16 protein-coding genes and 1 pseudogene are annotated in these 18,043 nt (G+C 43.8%); 14 read left to right on the top strand and 3 right to left on the bottom strand.

Features of this window, described 5'->3' with window-relative positions:
- Window positions 1-89: 89 nt before the first annotated feature.
- Window positions 90-770: a YjjG family noncanonical pyrimidine nucleotidase gene (locus tag FC51_RS08995; RefSeq protein WP_057909597.1), complete on the bottom strand. Its 681-nt coding sequence runs from the start codon at window positions 768-770 to the stop codon at window positions 90-92.
- A gap of 160 nt (window positions 771-930) precedes the next feature.
- On the opposite strand from FC51_RS08995, the gene budA reads away from it, so the two are divergent.
- Both budA and FC51_RS08985 read left to right on the top strand, forming a co-directional pair.
- On the top strand, window positions 931-1,641 hold the full coding sequence (budA, locus tag FC51_RS08990; RefSeq protein WP_057909596.1) for an acetolactate decarboxylase: 711 nt from the start codon (window positions 931-933) through the stop codon (window positions 1,639-1,641).
- A 408-nt stretch (window positions 1,642-2,049) separates the two neighbouring features.
- Window positions 2,050-3,435, top strand: coding sequence for a sugar porter family MFS transporter (locus FC51_RS08985; protein ID WP_057909595.1), 1,386 nt, complete (start codon window positions 2,050-2,052; stop codon window positions 3,433-3,435).
- Window positions 3,436-3,558: 123 nt separating this feature from the next.
- Here the strand turns inward: FC51_RS08985 and FC51_RS08980 are convergent, their stop codons facing one another.
- The gene (locus tag FC51_RS08980; RefSeq protein WP_057909594.1) at window positions 3,559-4,245 is read right to left on the bottom strand and encodes a type 1 glutamine amidotransferase domain-containing protein; all 687 of its coding nucleotides are present in this window, start codon (window positions 4,243-4,245) and stop codon (window positions 3,559-3,561) included.
- Between the two features lie 206 nt (window positions 4,246-4,451).
- On the opposite strand from FC51_RS08980, the gene FC51_RS08975 reads away from it, so the two are divergent.
- From FC51_RS08975 to FC51_RS08935, 9 genes and pseudogenes are all read left to right on the top strand, one after another.
- Window positions 4,452-5,363: an ABC transporter ATP-binding protein gene (locus tag FC51_RS08975; protein WP_057909593.1), complete on the top strand. Its 912-nt coding sequence runs from the start codon at window positions 4,452-4,454 to the stop codon at window positions 5,361-5,363.
- 1 nt (window position 5,364) lies between these two features.
- On the top strand, window positions 5,365-6,141 hold the full coding sequence (locus FC51_RS08970) for an ABC transporter permease (RefSeq protein WP_057909592.1): 777 nt from the start codon (window positions 5,365-5,367) through the stop codon (window positions 6,139-6,141).
- 271 nt (window positions 6,142-6,412) lie between these two features.
- A complete protein-coding gene (locus FC51_RS08965; RefSeq protein ID WP_225355049.1) occupies window positions 6,413-7,552 on the top strand; it encodes a family 20 glycosylhydrolase in 1,140 nt (379 codons plus the stop codon).
- A gap of 24 nt (window positions 7,553-7,576) precedes the next feature.
- Window positions 7,577-8,791 (top strand): glycosyltransferase family 2 protein, encoded by a 1,215-nt coding sequence (locus FC51_RS08960; protein WP_057909591.1) that lies wholly within the window; start codon window positions 7,577-7,579, stop codon window positions 8,789-8,791.
- Between the two features lie 2 nt (window positions 8,792-8,793).
- On the top strand, window positions 8,794-9,111 hold the full coding sequence (locus tag FC51_RS08955) for a hypothetical protein (RefSeq protein ID WP_057909590.1): 318 nt from the start codon (window positions 8,794-8,796) through the stop codon (window positions 9,109-9,111).
- Entirely contained in the window at window positions 9,092-9,982 is an 891-nt protein-coding gene (locus FC51_RS08950) for a polysaccharide deacetylase family protein (RefSeq protein WP_057909589.1), read from the top strand. The genes FC51_RS08955 and FC51_RS08950 overlap by 20 nt, the downstream gene beginning before the upstream one ends.
- Before the next feature lie 69 nt (window positions 9,983-10,051).
- Entirely contained in the window at window positions 10,052-10,504 is a 453-nt protein-coding gene (locus tag FC51_RS08945; protein WP_057909588.1) for a DUF3290 domain-containing protein, read from the top strand.
- Between the two features lies 1 nt (window position 10,505).
- Window positions 10,506-11,143 (top strand): annotated as a pseudogene (locus FC51_RS08940) (DUF421 domain-containing protein).
- 207 nt (window positions 11,144-11,350) lie between these two features.
- Entirely contained in the window at window positions 11,351-12,526 is a 1,176-nt protein-coding gene (locus FC51_RS08935; RefSeq protein ID WP_057909587.1) for an aminotransferase class I/II-fold pyridoxal phosphate-dependent enzyme, read from the top strand.
- Window positions 12,527-12,590: 64 nt separating this feature from the next.
- On the opposite strand, the gene FC51_RS08930 is transcribed toward FC51_RS08935, so the two are convergent.
- Window positions 12,591-14,030 carry a DHA2 family efflux MFS transporter permease subunit gene (locus FC51_RS08930; protein ID WP_057909586.1) on the bottom strand — a complete coding sequence of 480 codons (1,440 nt, stop codon included), beginning with the start codon at window positions 14,028-14,030 and terminating at the stop codon, window positions 12,591-12,593.
- A gap of 273 nt (window positions 14,031-14,303) precedes the next feature.
- Here FC51_RS08930 and FC51_RS12650 point away from each other — a divergent pair, with 273 nt between their 5' ends.
- The 3 genes from FC51_RS12650 (at window position 14,304) to gdhA (ending at window position 17,925) form a co-directional block, all read left to right on the top strand.
- Window positions 14,304-14,426: a hypothetical protein gene (locus FC51_RS12650; protein WP_257786596.1), complete on the top strand. Its 123-nt coding sequence runs from the start codon at window positions 14,304-14,306 to the stop codon at window positions 14,424-14,426.
- Between the two features lie 25 nt (window positions 14,427-14,451).
- A complete protein-coding gene (locus FC51_RS08925; RefSeq protein WP_057909585.1) occupies window positions 14,452-16,146 on the top strand; it encodes an oleate hydratase in 1,695 nt (564 codons plus the stop codon).
- 432 nt (window positions 16,147-16,578) lie between these two features.
- Window positions 16,579-17,925: an NADP-specific glutamate dehydrogenase gene (gene gdhA, locus FC51_RS08920; RefSeq protein WP_057909584.1), complete on the top strand. Its 1,347-nt coding sequence runs from the start codon at window positions 16,579-16,581 to the stop codon at window positions 17,923-17,925.
- Window positions 17,926-18,043 lie beyond the last annotated feature (118 nt).

Below are 18,043 nucleotides of genomic sequence, written 5' to 3'. Positions count from 1 at the left end.
GGATGCAAGAACAATTGTGATGTTATCTGACATGAGAAGCTAACAAAAAACCAGCCAATGTTATTCATGGCTGGTTTGTAAGCGTTCACCTAAACAATTGCTTCTAAGCGTAATAATTGGTCAATTTCATAGGTCGGTTTGGCAGGCGTTTTGTTAATTTTGTGAGTCGGATTGAACCAAACGGAATCCAAACCATAAGCGGTCGCACCCTTAATGTCTGAAGTCAGCGAATCACCGATAACCAGCGACTTGGGTTTTGAAAAACCGTTAATCCGTTGGGCGACATAGTCGAAAAACTTTGGATCCGGTTTTTGAACCCCAACGGTCTCCGAGGCAAAAACGTTGGTGAAATATGGTGCCAATCCGGATTCATTTAAGCGGCGATGCTGAGTTTTGGCGATGCCGTTTGTCACCACAAAGATGTCATGGTTGGCATTAAGGTCTGCCAATAATTGTTTTGCCTGGGGCATTGGACTGTGTCCTTCTGCCAAGTAGTCACGATATCGTTTCTCGTAAGCTTGCCCATCGACTGCTTGCCCGTATTTACTGAAAAACAGGGTAAAGCGTGTGTCCAACAGTTCTTGGCGGCTAATTTCACCAAGCTCATATCGTTGCCACAAGCTTTCGTTTAGCTGATGGTAATCCTGGTAGACAGCAGGGGTCAGTGGTTGCCCGATACTTTCAAACAGTTTTTTCATTGCGGCGTGTTCAGCGGCCTGAAAGTTCAGCAGCGTATCATCAACGTCAAATAGTAAAGTGGAATATTTCATTAAGCGATACCTCATCCTCATTTTGGCTAAATTTTATCACAAATCTCTCGTAAGTCGGGGACAATTCACAAACTTTTCACAAATACTGTCATATCATAATGCGGAAGTGCTAACATAAAATTGATCGATCTTTTATTTTGAAATGATAGGGAGTCTTGACATGCCAAATCACATTACGTTGTATCAGCACGGTACTTTAGCGTTATTAGTTCCGGGATTGTTAAAGGGCACCATCAGTATGGGTGAGCTTTTAAAACACGGCGATACTGGAATCGGCACTGGCGAAGGCTTGGATGGTGAGCTGATTATCTTAGCTGGCAAACCATATCATGTCCATGCGACTGGAGACATCACACTCGCTTCGGATTCATTGACGATGCCGTTTGCCAATGCCCACTTTGCCAGATATGCTCCGCTGGCAGAACTTGAAAATGTTGATGAAGAAGAGCTGAACCGACAAATCGTTTCTTTAAGCCGGGCCTCTAATACGTTTTTCTCGATTGAAGTTAAGGGGACTTTCTCTAATATTCAGACCCGCGCAGCTGCTAAATCGACACCGCCATATAAAACGCTGACGGAGACTGCTGAAAATCAGAGTGTCTTCACACGGGACCAAATAACTGGGACGCTACTTGGCTATTATTCGCCACAAGTGTTCAATGGGGCGGCCGTTGGTGGTTTTCATCACCACTTCATTTCAGACGATCATCAATTTGGTGGACATGTTTTGGGCTTCCACCTCGTAAAGGGCGATGTCAGTTATCAATTGTTTGATACGTTTGAACAGCATCTTCCGGTCAGCGATAAGGATTATATGCAACATGACTTTTCCAATGACGACATTCAGGGAAGCATTCAGAAGTCAGAATGAAACACCTCTGATACTATCTATATCATCTATAGTAATTATAAATTGACTGGGTTATAACCTTTTAGTAAACGTAATACTGATATTAGTAAAAAATGTGTCCCCGCCACAAATACTGTGGTGAGGGCATTTTTTGTAGCGTAATCTGGTTATTTGTACGATAACTGGTTTTACTACTTGATTTGTACGGATGAATCCGGTATCATAACCAATTATAGAAATAGGATATTGATGAATGATGACCAGACAAACGTTGTTCAGACGAATGTAAGCGTTATGATTACTAGGATTAGAGAGAGCTTAGTTTAATATAAAGCAAATGGAATTCATCTGATTTGTATTGTAACCCCTTTCAATTTGGTGTCTGGGATTAAGTCAAAATGTTAGTTAGACGACTAAAGGAGAATGATGATGGAAAAAGCTGCAGTAACTGAAAAGAAAATCTCAAGTGGATTTATTTATTTCTTTGGTTCATTTGGTGGGATTCTATTTGGATATGATATTGGTGTTATGACTGGCGCACTGCCATTTTTGCAAACTGATTGGGGTCTGCAGAACAATGCTGGAATTGTCGGCTGGATAACGTCTGCCGTTATGTTGGGCGCAATATTCGGGGGTGCAATTGCCGGACAGCTTTCTGACAAATTGGGCCGCCGTAAGATGATTTTGCTTTCCGCACTGGTATTTATGCTGGGCTCTCTTCTGTCAGCTGTTTCGCCACATGATGGCCAATTTTATTTAATTGCCGTTCGTGTATTCCTGGGACTGGCAGTTGGGGCTTCATCAGCGCTGGTTCCAGCATACATGTCAGAAATGGCGCCTGCTAAGATGCGTGGCCGATTGACCGGTGTTAACCAAACGATGATTGTTTCAGGGATGCTGCTATCTTATATCATGGATTTCGTATTAAAAGATCTTCCAGAAAATATGGCTTGGCGCTCAATGCTGGGCTTAGCGGCATTGCCAGCTCTGATTTTGTTCTTTGGCGTTTTGAAGCTCCCTGAATCACCACGATTTTTAGTAAAAAATGGTCGTTCAGATGATGCCCGACGCGTTTTAAGTTACATTCGCGAAAATGATCAGGAAATTGACGATGAGCTTGAACAGATTCAAGACACTGCCTCACAAGAGAAGAAAATTTCAAAAGCAACGACTTGGGGAACGGTTTTCAGTTCCAAGTATCGTTATCTGGCAATTGCCGGAATTGGAGTTGCGGCCTTCCAACAATTCCAAGGAGCCAATGCGATTTTCTACTACATTCCGTTGATTGTTGAAAAAGCAACAGGCACGGCCGCAAATTCAGCTTTGATGTGGCCAATTATTCAAGGCATTATCTTAGTGATTGGCTCGTTAGTGTTCCTTGTAATTGCCGATAAATTTAAGCGACGAACGCTGCTGATTCTTGGCGGGACAGTGATGGGATTATCATTCCTGCTGCCAACAGTGATTAAAATGTTGCTGCCGAACTCAAGCCCGTTATTAATTGTGGCATTCTTGAGTATTTATGTTGCGGCTTACTCATTTACATGGGCACCATTAACTTGGGTTTTGATTGGTGAAGTCTTCCCGTTGGCCATTCGTGGTCGGGCTTCAGGAGCCGCTTCATCGGCTAACTGGGTTGGTTCCTTCGCAGTTGGACTTCTTTTCCCTATTATGACTGCCAGCATGCCACAAGACGCCGTATTCGCAATTTTTGGTGTCATCTGTCTATTGGGTGTTTGGTTCATTCACTCATGTGTTCCAGAAACCAAGGGCCGTAGTTTGGAAGATATCGAAGAAGAAAATATTAATCAGTAGAAGTATCAGTTACTAAACATGAATTAATCTTCAAAGATCCGCCGTTGATGGCGGATCTTTTTTATAAAAAATAAGCTGTGTTCTGAGATCATCCTTAATGGATTATCCTTCACACAGCTTAATTTATTGCAATAATTCTTTAATCACTGCTTCGCCAACCCCTGCGGCTGAATTGGGATTTTGCCCGGTGATCAGTCGATCGTCGACGACAACGTGCGATTCAAATGGCGTTCCTTTTGAAAAGGCAGCCCCGGCTTTTGCCAGCTCATCCTCAAGCAGAAAATCAACATCGTTGGTGAGGCCATTGAGTGCTTCCTCATCGTTTGTAAAGCCGGTCAGCTTGCGTCCGTGGATAAAACGCTGGCCATCTTCTGAGCGCATCGCCAGCAAACCGCAAACACCAACACAATTCGCTGACACAATGCCGCCGTTTTGATAAATCGTTTCGGCGAGTTGAGCCAGGTCCTTGTTATCTGGAAAGTCGCCCATGGTGCCGTGACCACCCACAAAATAAATGACGTCATAGTCGTTTGGATTAATATCGCTTGGCTTTTTGGAGGCTGCCAGGTGTTGATTTCTAAAAACATCATCCGAGTAGTATTCCCAATCAATCATATCCATATCGTCAGTTCCCATACTCAGTGGGTCAATTGGGACGTAGCCACCCTGCGGACTGACATAGTCAACGTCAATGCCATTATCCACCATCACTTTGTTGAAATGGGTGGCTTCTTTTAACCAGATGCCGGTTGCCCGCTGAATTTTCTTGAACTTCGGGTTATTTGTGACCACCATTAAAGCTTTTGTCATAAGCAGAATTACCTCGATTTCTTAATTCTGATATACATTTCGTTCATTCCCAACCCCATCATAGCAGATATTTTGCCGAAATGATGAGAAGTGGGGTGTTGTATAAGTTTTAACACATATGTTATCCTTAGGACCAACCATTCGCTAAAATTGAATGGGATTTTACTTGTAGAACCGTGCTCACACACATTATTTAGGAGGAACACATGACAGACGCAATATTAAACGTGGAACACCTTAACAAGAACTTTGGTCGTAAACAGGTTCTTAAAGATGTTTCATTTTCAGTTCAGACTGGTCACATTGTTGGTTTAGTTGGCCCAAACGGTGCTGGTAAATCAACAATCATGAAAGCCGTACTAGGACTATTTAACTACTCGAGCGGAAAAATTACAATTGACGGCGAATTAGTTTCACCAACCAGCCATAAAGCAATGGACAAGGTGGGCGCCTTGATTGAGTATCCGGGCATTTACCCATTTTTGACCGGTTACCAACACTTGCAGCTATTTTCAAAGGAATCGACTTCCAAAGACCAAATTATGGATATTGTCGATAAGATGAAGATGGATTCATACATAAACCGCAAGGCCAAGACCTACTCTTTAGGTATGAAACAAAAGCTTGGGATCGCATTGGCTCTGGTTGATCGGCCTAAGTTTGTCATCCTGGACGAACCGATGAATGGGCTTGATCCACAAGCTAACAAGGATTTGCGGAAAATTATCTTGGACTTGGCTAAGCAAGGCACAACTTTCTTAATTTCCAGTCATATCCTAAGTGAATTGGAAAAGTTGGTTGATGATCTGGTTGTCATTGACAAGGGGCAGATCGTATACACCCAAAGCATGGCCGAGCTTGAAAGTGGTAGCAAGAAGTTACTTGTTTTGAAGACTTCTGACGATGCCAAAGCCAAGGACGTGTTGAGCCAAAATGGCTATCAGCTTGATGACGGCGATAAGCTGAGCATCATCGAAACTGAGCAGACCAAGATGGCCGATGTGATCAAATTATTGTCTGATAATGGCGTTGATATTGAAGACGTTCAACATGTCCACAGTGATTTGGAAACATCCCTTTTGAACCTGCTTAAAAACGACAAAGTAAAGGAGTCATAGAATGATAACGTTAGTAAAACAAGAAACTTTTAAGTTGCTCCACAAGAAAAGTACCTATGCGGTTTCGGCAACGCTTTTGATTTTGATGACTTTGTTTGCGGTGTTGAGTCGTAGCCATCCGAAGTACTGGGGTCAGCCGCAGGATCAGTTTGTCCAACTGTTCACCGGTATCAACTGGATTGTGTTGTTCATGATTGCAGCCTGCAGTTCGATTATTGCCATGGAGTTTCAGTATGGCACGATAAAAGAACTACTGTATCGAAAGTATTACCGTGGTGAGATTCTTGTCAGTAAATGGATCACCATGCTGCTTTACTCAATTTATTTTTACGTTGTCGCATTCGTCTGGTCACTTCTTATGAAGGTTGTGTTGTTCAACGACAAATTTCAGCTTTCCGATAAATATTCAGGTGGTCATACGGTGATGGAAACGCAATGGCTGGGAATTGTTGGGTCCTTTTTAACCATTTGGTTGGTACTGAGTCTGGTTTTATTACTGGCCAACATTTTCAAAAGTACAGCTGCCGCAATTTCAATTGGAATTATCGGCTACTTTGCGCTTAACATCGTTTCCAGCATCATGTTCGTATTGATGCAAAAGTGGGAATGGCTCAAGTGGAACCCGCTGAACATGATGAATCTATCAAATCAACTGGTCTCAAGCTCGTTTCATAAAATGACGCTGCTTTCAACACCTGAAATGATCGCTGGAAGTTTAGTGTACACCGCGATCTTTATGGCGATCAGCTACGTTATCTTCAAGCGTCGAAGTGTTTAAGTCGAAGTGATTAAAATATAATAATATGACCTTTTGATGAGAGGGCCGCATTAGCCGAGAAAGCTGATGTGGCCCTCTTTTAATTGCCCTATTCCCAATTTGTTCACAATAACAAGTCATTCTAATAATAATCTTATTAATTGTTAAGAGAGTCTAACGTTTCGTTGGAAAATGGACTTGTTGATAGAATTTTTTTTGAAGTTTGTTAATATGGACCCTGATTAAATGTTACAAATATGTTTCAAAATTTGAATTATCGGGGGAACCTTACATGGTACATAAGAGTTGGCTGGTATTAATGCCTTTAATGGTCTTATTGATGGGATGCACAGCTCATAAAGCCGCAACAACCCATTCAAGTTCAAATACGGAATACGGGAAATTCAACGGTGTGACGCTGGATGTGTCGCGGAGACACTACCGGGTATCAACGTTGAGAAGGTATATTCACTTGGTTGCCGATAACCACGGCAGCTTTATCCAGCTTCATTTTAGCGATGACAAGGACTTTGCGATTGAAAATAACTACGTTGGCCAATCGATCAAAAACGCCAGGAAAATTAACGGCGTTTGGCATAACAAGAAAACCAATCAGTTTTTCTATAGCCAAGCAGAGATCAAAAGCCTGGTTAAAGACGCTAAGCGGCAGGGGATTACGTTGATTCCAGAAATTGATACACCGGCCCACGTCACGGCCTTGGTTGAAACCATGAAAGCAAACGGCAAGGCCAAGTTGGCTAAGCAGGTCAGCTGGTATTCCAAGAGTTATCGTGATGAAATTCATCTTAATCAGGCTGGCATTCAGTTTGTTAACAAGCTCAATGATGAAGTCGGAGAAGACTTTGCCAATCAGAGTAATGCCCGATTTCATTTAGGCGGGGATGAATTTACAGACAAGGTGAAAAGTAATGCGCCCTACGTTAAATACTTGAACGCAACGAGTCAAAACGTGGAGAAAATGGGCTTTATTCCTGAAGCATGGAACGATGGCTTCTTGAACAGCAGCTTAAGCAAGCTCAATAAAGACATTCAAGTGACCTACTGGAGTTGGACGGCCGATCAACACGGAAGTCTCGGGAAACAACGACAAAAGTACTGGGCCTCAATGCCGAAGCTGATCAAACACGGGTTTAAGGTGCTGAACTATAACGATTATTACCTGTATTTCAACCTTTCGAAGGCAAATATTTCCAAGAAAAACGTGAACTACATGATTAGTGACATGAAGCAGTATTGGAAACCGACACTTTGGCACAACGATAATGACACAACATTGAAGTCGAAACGGGGAATTGTTGGCAGCAGTGTTTCACTTTGGGCAGACGCCGCTGGATCGATTACGGACCAGCAGGTATACCAGGCAAGCAATAAGTTCATTAAAACGTTCTTAAAGCTAGCAGAGGATCGGTAACATATTTGTTTGGGGGGATTACTTATGAACACAATCAGTTACTTTGTGATTTTATATCCGGTTATTGTATCGACCGTTTGGATTACCGGATCCATCTTTTTTTCGATTCAAGAACGACGGATTCCACTTCGAAATACTCATGCAGGACAGCCTGACGAGTTGGTTTCGATTTTGGTTCCAGCCCACAATGAAGAAGAAACGCTTGGGCAAGTGGTGGAGTCGATCGCCAAGATTACGTATCAAAAGATCGAGTTGGTTTTGATTAATGACGGCAGTCACGATAATACGCTGGCGGTCATGGATTCGCTTAAAAAAAGGTATCACGAGCAATTTCCAATTAAAATTGTCGATATTAGGATCAACAAGGGAAAAGCCAACGCGTTAAACGAGGGTACGAAGGTCGCTTCTGGTGAATTCCTACTTTGCCTGGATGCCGACTGCTACGTTGACAAAAATGTCTTAGAGCCGATGTTAGCACGCTTTTACGACAATCCTAAAGTAGGTGCAGTTGCCGGTAAGCCAATTGTTCGAAATCGGACGAGTATTTTGGGCCGACTTCAGCTATTGGAATACGTGGGCGTGATTGACATCATCAAACGTGGTCAGGCGTTTGTCATCGGCCATATCACCACGGTTTCAGGTGTGGTGGTTGCCTATCGCAGAGCAGCGATCATCGACGCCGGTTGGTGGAACGTTGACGCAATCACGGAAGACATTGACATCACCTGGCGATTATACCAACACGGTTGGCAAGTCCGTTACTGTCCGCAATCCGTGGCCTGGATCCTGGTTCCTGAAAAGATTATGGACCTGATTCACCAAAGAAGACGTTGGGCTCGGGGTGGCTTTGAAGTCTTGTTCCGCAACCGGGGAATGTTTATTACCGGCCATTTGAGTGAACAATGGCTGCTACTTGATATGATTATCAGTGATTTGTGGGCGATTAGTTGTTCGTTCGTAACGCTTTTTTATCTGATCACCATTTTATTTACTGGTGACATCATTATGGATGGCGTGATTTTATTCTTGCTGTTGCTGATTAGTCTGGTGCAGTTTTGGATTGGCTATGCCGATTCCAAGGAATCTGATTTCATCAAATGGCAGGACTTGTCACTGCTGCCGTTATACGTTGTTTTCTACTGGTTTATCAATCTGGTCAGCTGTTTGACTGCCCTTGGATCATTCTTTCTTGACCCTGAGCGTTCCGGCAGCTGGAGCAGTCCGGATCGGGGGCTTTGACGATGAAAAAAGACAAACAGGAAACGAATCTGATTATTCGAAAACGGTCTTCGATTTTTAAACGGTTGGAACGGTTCATCTTCTTAGTGATGTTGTGGGCGATGACAATTTACATTATCTACGTCAACATTTGTTTTTTACTCAATGCCTATTCGGATACGTTAGTGTCGGACTATTTATTCTTGAACCTGTCGTATTATGCCTACGCAAGATTTGCGATGCTGGTGTTGGTAATGGTTGGTTTCATGACAGTCTTTGGCTGGCTGCGGATTAAAAAATTGGAACGGGAGGCAAAACGCCATGAGCAGGACAAGTCGTAAGTGGATTTTAAGCGGATTTATTGTGATTTTTCTAGCACTGCTGGCTGTGAGCGTTCGACACAATATTGAGTATCAATTGGGAAACCGGCCGGATTTTGCGATTTCGAAGCGGGACCAACGAGTCAAAAATGGCATTATGGTCTTTTCGTACCATCGCATTCTCAATCCAACCGGGCTTGTCAAATTTGACGAGGCGGTGTCGCCTAACACCCAGTTCCATGATTTTAACGTCAACCTGCCGTCATTTAAAAAGCAGATGTATTATTTGCGCTCACATCACGTCAAGGTGATTTCAATTAAGCAAATGATGGCCATGGCCCACAGCAAGCGTCCCATTCATGGCAAGTATGTCGTCATTACGTTTGATGATATCGACCGGACATCGATTGAAAATGCCTTCCCGGTTCTCCAAAAGTTACATTATCCATTTACCCAATCGATTATTACCGGCAATACTGGCTGGTACAAGCAGGGGACTAAACTGGCAACTTGGCCGGCGATTCAACGGCTTCAAAAACGTGCTCACGGTCTGGTGACCTTTGGGGTCCACACCAACAATATGCACTACATGGTCGATCACGGGACGCCAGTTTTTAATATTCCGTCCAACTACACGAGGTTTACACGTGATTATGCGACCAGCCAAAGAGTTTTGAAGGAAAAAGTGGGCTACCGGTCGCCGATTTTTACCTATCCATACGGAAGTGGTGATTCCCAGATCCAGAAGTTTCTTTCCAACCAACCCGGCTTAAAGGTGATTTTGACGTTGAATGACGGCATTGTGACCAATCACAGTAATCTCAAGCAGACGCCACGGATTATTGTCAATAACTACAGTTGGAATAGTATTAAGAAATGGATTAACAACTAGCAATCATTTTACCAAAAATGAACTTTGAGATAGAATTAAGAAGACTTTAAATAAAGCGGGGGAAACGCAATGACTTTTTATACGTATGACTATCTCAAAAGTTCCCAAAGTAACTGGCAGTACGCGCGAGTGATCGCTTTAAGCGTGCTGGCAGTTATTTTCATCTTGTTTTTGATTCACTATTTGCGCAACCGGTTGGACATTAAATACAAGGATTTAAGCATCATTGTCGCGACACTGCTTCTGTTAGTGCTGGCAGTTCAATATAACGATTTTAGTGCCATTCAATCTTCATCCAAACAAACCGGGCAGATTACCCAAACCGTCAGGCAGGTTGCCAAGCGGCTTGAACTGCCACCCGAAAAGGTCAGCGTTAACTCGACCACCCAAAATGCAAATTTGATGGTCAAGGCACCGAATGGCTTCTATCGAGTGGATTACAATGCTGATGGAACGGCCTTTGTGTTGGAAAAAGTTGAGCTGGATTCATCCAGTCGCATTAAAGTTGAGGAGGCACGCTAACATGTTTACATATTCAGATGTTGCATTAAAACTAATCGTTGGTTTCTTATTTATTACGGTCTTATCAATCTAACCGGTAAAGGAAATTTAGCACCCACATCGGCGATGGATCAACTACAAAACTATGTCCTTGGTGGCATTATCGGTGGGGTGATTTATAATCCGGCGATTACAATGGCTCAATTCTTGGTGATTCTTCTGTTATGGGCGCTGTTAATTCTGGTGACCCGTTATCTCAAGACCCACATTCATTGGTTTGGCAAGTTTATTGAAGGCGAACCGATCACGCTGGTTCGAAACGGTGAGATGCTGGTCGAAAATTGTATTCGCGCCAACTTATCCGCCAAAGACGTGGACTTCAAGCTTAGAACAGCCGGAGTTTACGATATTAGAGATGTTAAGCGGGCTATTTTGGAGCAAAACGGCCAACTAACTGTTTTGAATCGGGGAGAAGGCAGCATTCGCTATCCTGTGATTGTCGATGGCCAAATTGATCCCGATGTTTTGGATGTGATGGGAAAAGACCAGGAGTGGCTGGACGCTGAGCTTTCCAAGCAGGGAATCGATAATATCCGGGATGTTTACTGGGCAACGTATCGTGAAAATGTGTTGCAAGTAGAGCCCTTCCCGGAAAAATAAGCCTTTCTTACCTGACATCCCAATGAAAGAATACCCAAAATATTTAAATGCTGCTTGAGCAATACTCATGGTTCGATAGATTAAAGAATAATTATACAATTCTGCGGATTAGCATTGACTTCTCATGAAATTGTTATATTATTAACAATAACTTTTGCCGTTTGATGACAGATTTGTAAAATATAGATTTTTCTGGAGGCTACCATCATGGAATTAGATAAGATTAATCCTTATGTGTTAAAAGTCATGCCTTCCGCAATGCGGAAATTCGATCATGACATCAGCGCCGACCCAAAGATTATTAAGTTGACTTTGGGAGAGCCCAACTTCAATGTTCCTGAACACATTAAGCAAGCAGCAATTGACGCGATTAACAATAACGAATCTCATTATCCATACTATTGGGGCTATCAGCCGCTGAGAGAGGCAGCTTCCACGTATTATCAGGAAAAATTTGGTTATCATTACACCGCTGACCAAATTTTGGTAACCGTCGGTGCAACTGAAGCTGTTGCATCGTCCATTAAGGCCCTGTTTAAGCCCGGTGACGCCGTGATTATCCCAACGCCGGCTTATCCGCTGTATAATGCGTTGACGACCTTAAACGAGCTGAATACGATTTTAATTGATACCAGTGATGATGGCTTTATCTTAACTCCAGAAAAAGTCCAACAAGCAATTAACGACCATCCTGATTGGGATGTCAAAGGCCTGATTCTGACAGATCCAAACAACCCAACCGGTGTGGCTTATACGGAAGAACAAATCGCTGCACTTGCGACGGTTTTGAAGGACAATGGCATTTGGGTCATTAGCGATGAAATTTATGGCGAACTGACATACGGGCAGAAACATTACTCGATCTCAAATGTCCTTCCTGATCAAACCGTGGTGGTAAATGGCCTTTCCAAGTCACATGCCATGACTGGATATCGATTGGGATTGGTCTTTGGTCCCAGCGGATTTATTGATGAAATCGCTAAAGTTCACCAATACACGGTCACTGCTGCAGCCTCAATCGTGCAGTTTGCCGCAATCGAGGCGTTAACTCATGGCCAAGATGACTCCAAACCAATGTTGGTGGAATATGAGAAGCGGCGTGATTTTGTCGCCAAAGAGATGGCGGAAGCCGGCTTTGACGTTGTTCACCCTGGTGGGGCCTTCTACGTCTTTGCGAAAATCCCTGAAAATCTGCATATGAACAGCTGGGATTTCGTTAACGTTTTGGCAAAGGATTATCACATTGGTTTGATGCCAGGAGATCCATTTGGTGATAATGGCTACGTCCGAGTTAGCTACGCAGCCAGCGATGAAGCATTGGCAGCTGCAATGAAGGCGGTCAAGCAGTTGGTGGCGGAACATTCTGAGAAGACGACTGAATAATTAATACTATGTATGAAAAAGTCGCTGGATTTTGTCCGGCGACTTTTTGATTGGAACTATTTTGTTAAGCCCGCTTGCGATCCTTAATGGTAAATGAAAGCAGGAAGGCAACGGCAGCGACAATCAATGTAAACCATAAACCAACGTGAACACCATTGGTAAATGCGATTTGATGACTGACTTGGCCAGCGGCGTTTTGGCCGAATGCCAAGAGGCTGGTTGCAATCGCCGTGGCAATGGCGCCGACAATTTGTTGGAAGGTGTTCATGATGGTACTTCCGTCGCCAGAAGTCTGTTCATCCAAGGCACCCAATCCAAATGTTTGGGCAGGAGACATTGCCATTGGCACACCCATCATGATGACAATATGAGCTAAGATGACATACCACATTGGTGACGTTGAACTGGCAAGCAGCAACATCACAATTCCGATAATGGTGATACCAAAGCCTAAGGTCGTTAATAACTTGGTGCTGACAGTGTCTGAGAATCGGCCGGCAACTGCGGATACAATGGCGTTAACCAGTCCACCGGGCAGCATCACAACTCCGGTTAAAGCAACTGGAATTGCCAACCCATTTTGCCAGAACATTGGCAAGAGGTACATGGATGAAAGGATGATCGCAAAGTCGAGCATTACCAGAACGGAGCCAACTGTAAACTGGCTCTTCTTGAAAACTCTGAAGTTTAAGATGGGCGTTTCAGAAACTAATTGACGTCGGATGTACCATGCAAGAACCAGTAATGAAACGATCAGAGTACCCAATACCTCAGGTGAGGTCCAACCAGAATCACTGGCCAAGCTGACACCGGTCACTAAACCACCAAAACCAATTGTTGAAAGGATCAGTGATAACCAGTCGATTTTGGGCTTGGTGATGTCGCCGACGTTTGGCAAAAATTTAACAGCTAAAACGAACGCGATTAACAAGAATGGGACGAATAACCAGAAAATCCAGTGCCATGAAAGAATTCCCAAGATCATTCCGGCAAGTGTTGGGCCAACAGCTGGCGCAAACATGATGACCAAACCAATCATCCCCATCGCGGACCCTAACTTATAGGGTGGAAAGATTAAAGTGGCCACGGTAAACATCAGTGGTAAAATCAATCCGGTCGCAATTCCCTGAATCATTCGACCGACTAATAAAATAGCAAAGTTTGGTGCCAACGCGGAGATGACGGCGCCGACGATAAAGTCACACAGGGCGAATAAGACCAGTGAACGGGTGGTAAAAATTCTTTGTAGTAGTGATGACATTGGCAGGACAATTCCGATGACCAGCATGTAGCCGGTCACTAACCATTGCATGGTACCAATGCTGGTGTGAAGCTCGGTAATTAAGCTTGGCAGGGCGATATTCAGTGATGTTTCACTCAACATTCCGACGAAGCCGCCGATGAGCATTCCCAGCATGGCAAGAAATGGTCGGTCAACGGGCTTAGCAGCCTGCTTTTGTTTTGGTTGTGCAATTGTTTGATCTGCGGTTAACGATTTTTCCATAAAATGTTTCTCCTAATTCTAAATTCTAAAAAATAATTATTCACGACAATTGATTACACTACCATAAAAAAAGATATCTCGTAAGTTTTATTTTCAATTACTTTCATAAATTTCTGAAAACAAGCACCGTGGGGATTTGTGAGAACGTTTCCCAAAATATGGACAGTTATGTAGACATTGTCCATACACTTATGCCGAATTTCTACTACAATAGAGGCAGATACAAAGAACAACGTCATTTTCGCTGAAATTTGAAACGGGGAGCGATTGGATATGAAACACACAGTATTAATTTTAACTGGGGTGGGTGTCATTGTTGCCGGTGCCTGCTTCTTGAAATCAATCGGCTGGTTTGAAGACGATTCACACCTGTATGATGAGTACGAGGCAAAATAATTGAGTTTGTTTGGAGGAATTTTTAATGACAAAAAATAAAGCAATTCTAATTGGTGCCGGTTTGGCCAATATGGCTGCGGCTGTTTATTTAATTCAAGAAGGCCACTGGCAGGGTGACCAAATCACCTTTTATTCAATTGATGATCACGGTTCGAATGATGGCTCACCCGCCAACGAGGCTGCAGGGGAGTATTGGAACAAGGTTCACCCCCTTGAAAATACGAAAGGCTTCGTTGCTCGTGGCGGTCGGATGCTCAACTACCGAACCTACGTGGATTTAATGGATCTGCTCAGTCGTGTCCCATCGGCAACTGAACCGGGGATGACTGCCGCAGAGGATACCCGTGAATTTGATGCCAACCACCGGACCTTTGATAAAGCCCGTTTAATGGAAGGCGGCAAGGGAATTATTAATGGCGGTAAGCTTGGTTTTAATAATAAGGACAGAATGAAGTTGACTGAACTTTTGTTGATGCCGGATTCTAAGGAAGAAAAGCTTGATAATGTGACGATTGCTGACTACTTTAAGGATGATCCTCACATGTTTACCACCAACTTCTGGTACATGTGGGAGACAACCTTTGCGTTTAGAACCCAGAGTTCAGCGCAAGAACTGCGCCGTTACATGCACCAAATGATTTATGAGTTTACACAGATTGAGCACTTGGTCGGCGTTAACCGGACCCGATACAATCAATACGAAAGTATCATGTTGCCGCTGATTAATTATTTGAAGGAGCAGGGCGTCAAGATTGTTCTCAATCAACGGGTGACGAACTTTGAATTCAAGGACACACCGATGCAGGATGAAATTACTGTGACTGCTTTGCGCATGACCAATACCGAAACCGGCGAGGAAGAAGACGTTGCGGTTGACGATGATACGGCGGTTATTTTCACCAACGGTTCAATCACCGACTCGGCAACACTTGGCGATTTCAATACGCCAGCTGCCGAAAACATGGACTACGGCGCTGCTGCCAGCTTGTGGAAGAAAGCAACCAACCGCTTTTACAACTTGGGTAATCCGGATAAGTTCTTCAACGACCGGAATGCCAGTGAGTGGATTAGTTTCACGCTGACGACCAAGGATCATATTTTACTCAATGAAATTACCAGGATTACGACTCAAGTTCCTGGGAATGCTTTGAACTCATTTATCTCGACGACACCGATTACACCAATGGGCAATAAAGACGTTAACATGTCGATTGTGGTCCACCACCAGCCTCATTTCACGACCCAAAAGGCAAACGAGGCGGTTATCTGGGGTTACTTCTTGTATCCACGTCGAAAGGGTGAGTTCGTTGATAAGCAGTACATCAAGATGACGGGTAAGGAAATGCTTGAGGAATTGCTCGGACAGCTCTCAAAGGTTGACCCAGGTCCGGGTAACATCATGGATAAGAAGCAAGAAATTATGGACAGCGTCATCAACTGCATTCCAGCATATATGCCGTATGCGTCCGCGCTATTCAATAACCGGGCCAAGACGGATCGGCCAAAGGTTATTCCGGAACACTCAACTAATTTGGCATTTACGGGCGAATTCGTAGAGCAGCCATACCAAATGGTCTTTACGGAACAAAGTGCGGTCCGCTCGGGTGAAATCGCAGCGTACCACTTTGCGGGGGTCCCAATGGCCAAGTTGGTCAAAAATCCGCGTTATGATAAGGATATAAAGACGTTAGCCAAGGCGACGAAGAAGATGTTTGAATAAAACAGAGAGCGCAACAAACCGTTTAGGATAGGCCAAATAAAGACACAATCCCAGTTATGCGATTATTCGCATGGCTGGGATTGTGTCTTTATTTGGCCTATCCTGGTTTGTGGAGCTCATTTCGGCTAGATAGAAGTGAAAATATACCTGTCGAACACGAATAATTATTAATGCCATTTCACAAATCAATAACTGTTGATGACAAAATAGAAATGCAATAGGCTGAAGGAAAAACCAGTCCTAGCAACCGTTTTCCAATTCCCTCAATCTTAGAATCTGTGATCCTTTAAATAACTATTCATATAATGTGAAGAAATATCATCGAAAATCTGCTAATATATGACATAACAATATAAATTAGTTCTTCAGAAGTGAATGATTATTTAGAGCCGTTATTTGTTCCCAAAGCCAAAACAGAAAGTAGGAATAACCTTGACCAACGTAAAGACATATATTGAATCGATTAAAGATCAAATTGACCATCGTGACCCTGACCAAAAGGAGTTTCAAGAGGCGGTATTTACCGTTTTGGATAGCTTGGCACCCACTTTGGAGGCCCATCCTGAATATGTTAAAGCAAACCTTTTAGCACAATTGGTGGAGCCGGAACGGGTCATTCAATTCAGGGTTCCTTGGCAGTCTGATGACGGTCAATTTAACGTCAACCGTGGATTTCGGGTTCAGTTTAATTCCGCAATCGGGCCATATAAGGGTGGACTGAGGTTACATCCCAGCGTTAACTTGAGCGTGGTCAAATTCCTGGGCTTTGAACAAATTCTCAAAAATAGTTTGACCGGATTGCCAATCGGTGGCGCTAAGGGTGGTTGTGACTTCGATCCAAAGGGCAAATCCGATTCCGAAATCATGCGCTTTTGTCAAAGCTTTATGACCGAACTACAACGTCATATTGGTCCGGATTTGGATGTTCCTGCCGGCGATATTGGGGTTGGTGGACGGGAAATCGGCTACTTGTTTGGAGCTTATAAACGACTGAACGGATTTAAAAATGGCGTTCTGACTGGAAAAGGGCTCACCTTTGGCGGTAGTCTTGCCAGAACTGAGGCCACTGGGTTCGGTCTGCTTTACTACACGAACGCGATGCTGAAAGCTCAAGGAGATACGCTGACTGGAAAGAAAATCAAGATTTCCGGTTCCGGAAATGTGGCCACCTATGCGATTCAAAAGGCAACCGAGTTGGGAGCAACTGTCATCACGGTTTCCGATTCCAACGGCTATATCTATGATCCCAAGGGAATTGACTATCAAGTTGTCAAACAAATCAAGGAAGTTGAACGTGGCCGTATTCGTGAGTACGCGGATCGGGTCGCTTCAGCTGAATACCATGGCGGATCTGTCTGGGACTTTGACGTTGACTATGACGTGGCTTTGCCCTGCGCAACTCAAAATGAGATCAACAAGGATCAAGCCAAGTTGATCGTTAAAGATGGTGCCAAATGCGTGTGTGAAGGGGCCAATATGCCAAGCTACCCAGACGCAATTGCGATTTATCGGGATGGCGGCTTGCTGTACGGCCCTGGAAAAGCTGCCAATGCCGGTGGCGTGGCTGTGTCAGCGCTTGAAATGAGTCAAAATAGTGAGCGGCTGGCTTGGAGCTTTGAAACGGTGGATAATCGCCTGCAGGATATCATGGAAGATATTTTCGCCAAGTCAGAGGCTGCCGATAAGAAATATAAGTTGGACAAGGACTATCAGGCTGGCGCAAATATTGCCGGGTTTGAAAAGGTTGCAGAAGCAATGATGGCCCAGGGACTGGTTTAATTTGGATGAGTGTGGTGGAATAAAATGTCTTTTTGGATCAGCGGATTGTCGCGGATTTTGATTAGATGATATCCACTCACAGGAAAACGAGAGGCTGGGACAAAAGTCTCAGCTCACG

The sequence above is a fragment of the Lentilactobacillus parabuchneri DSM 5707 = NBRC 107865 genome (genome assembly GCF_001435315.1).
Classification (GTDB): Bacteria; Bacillota; Bacilli; order Lactobacillales; family Lactobacillaceae; genus Lentilactobacillus; species Lentilactobacillus parabuchneri.
Note: the sequence above shows the minus strand (reverse complement) of the source record. Positions and strands in the feature narration are given on the sequence as shown.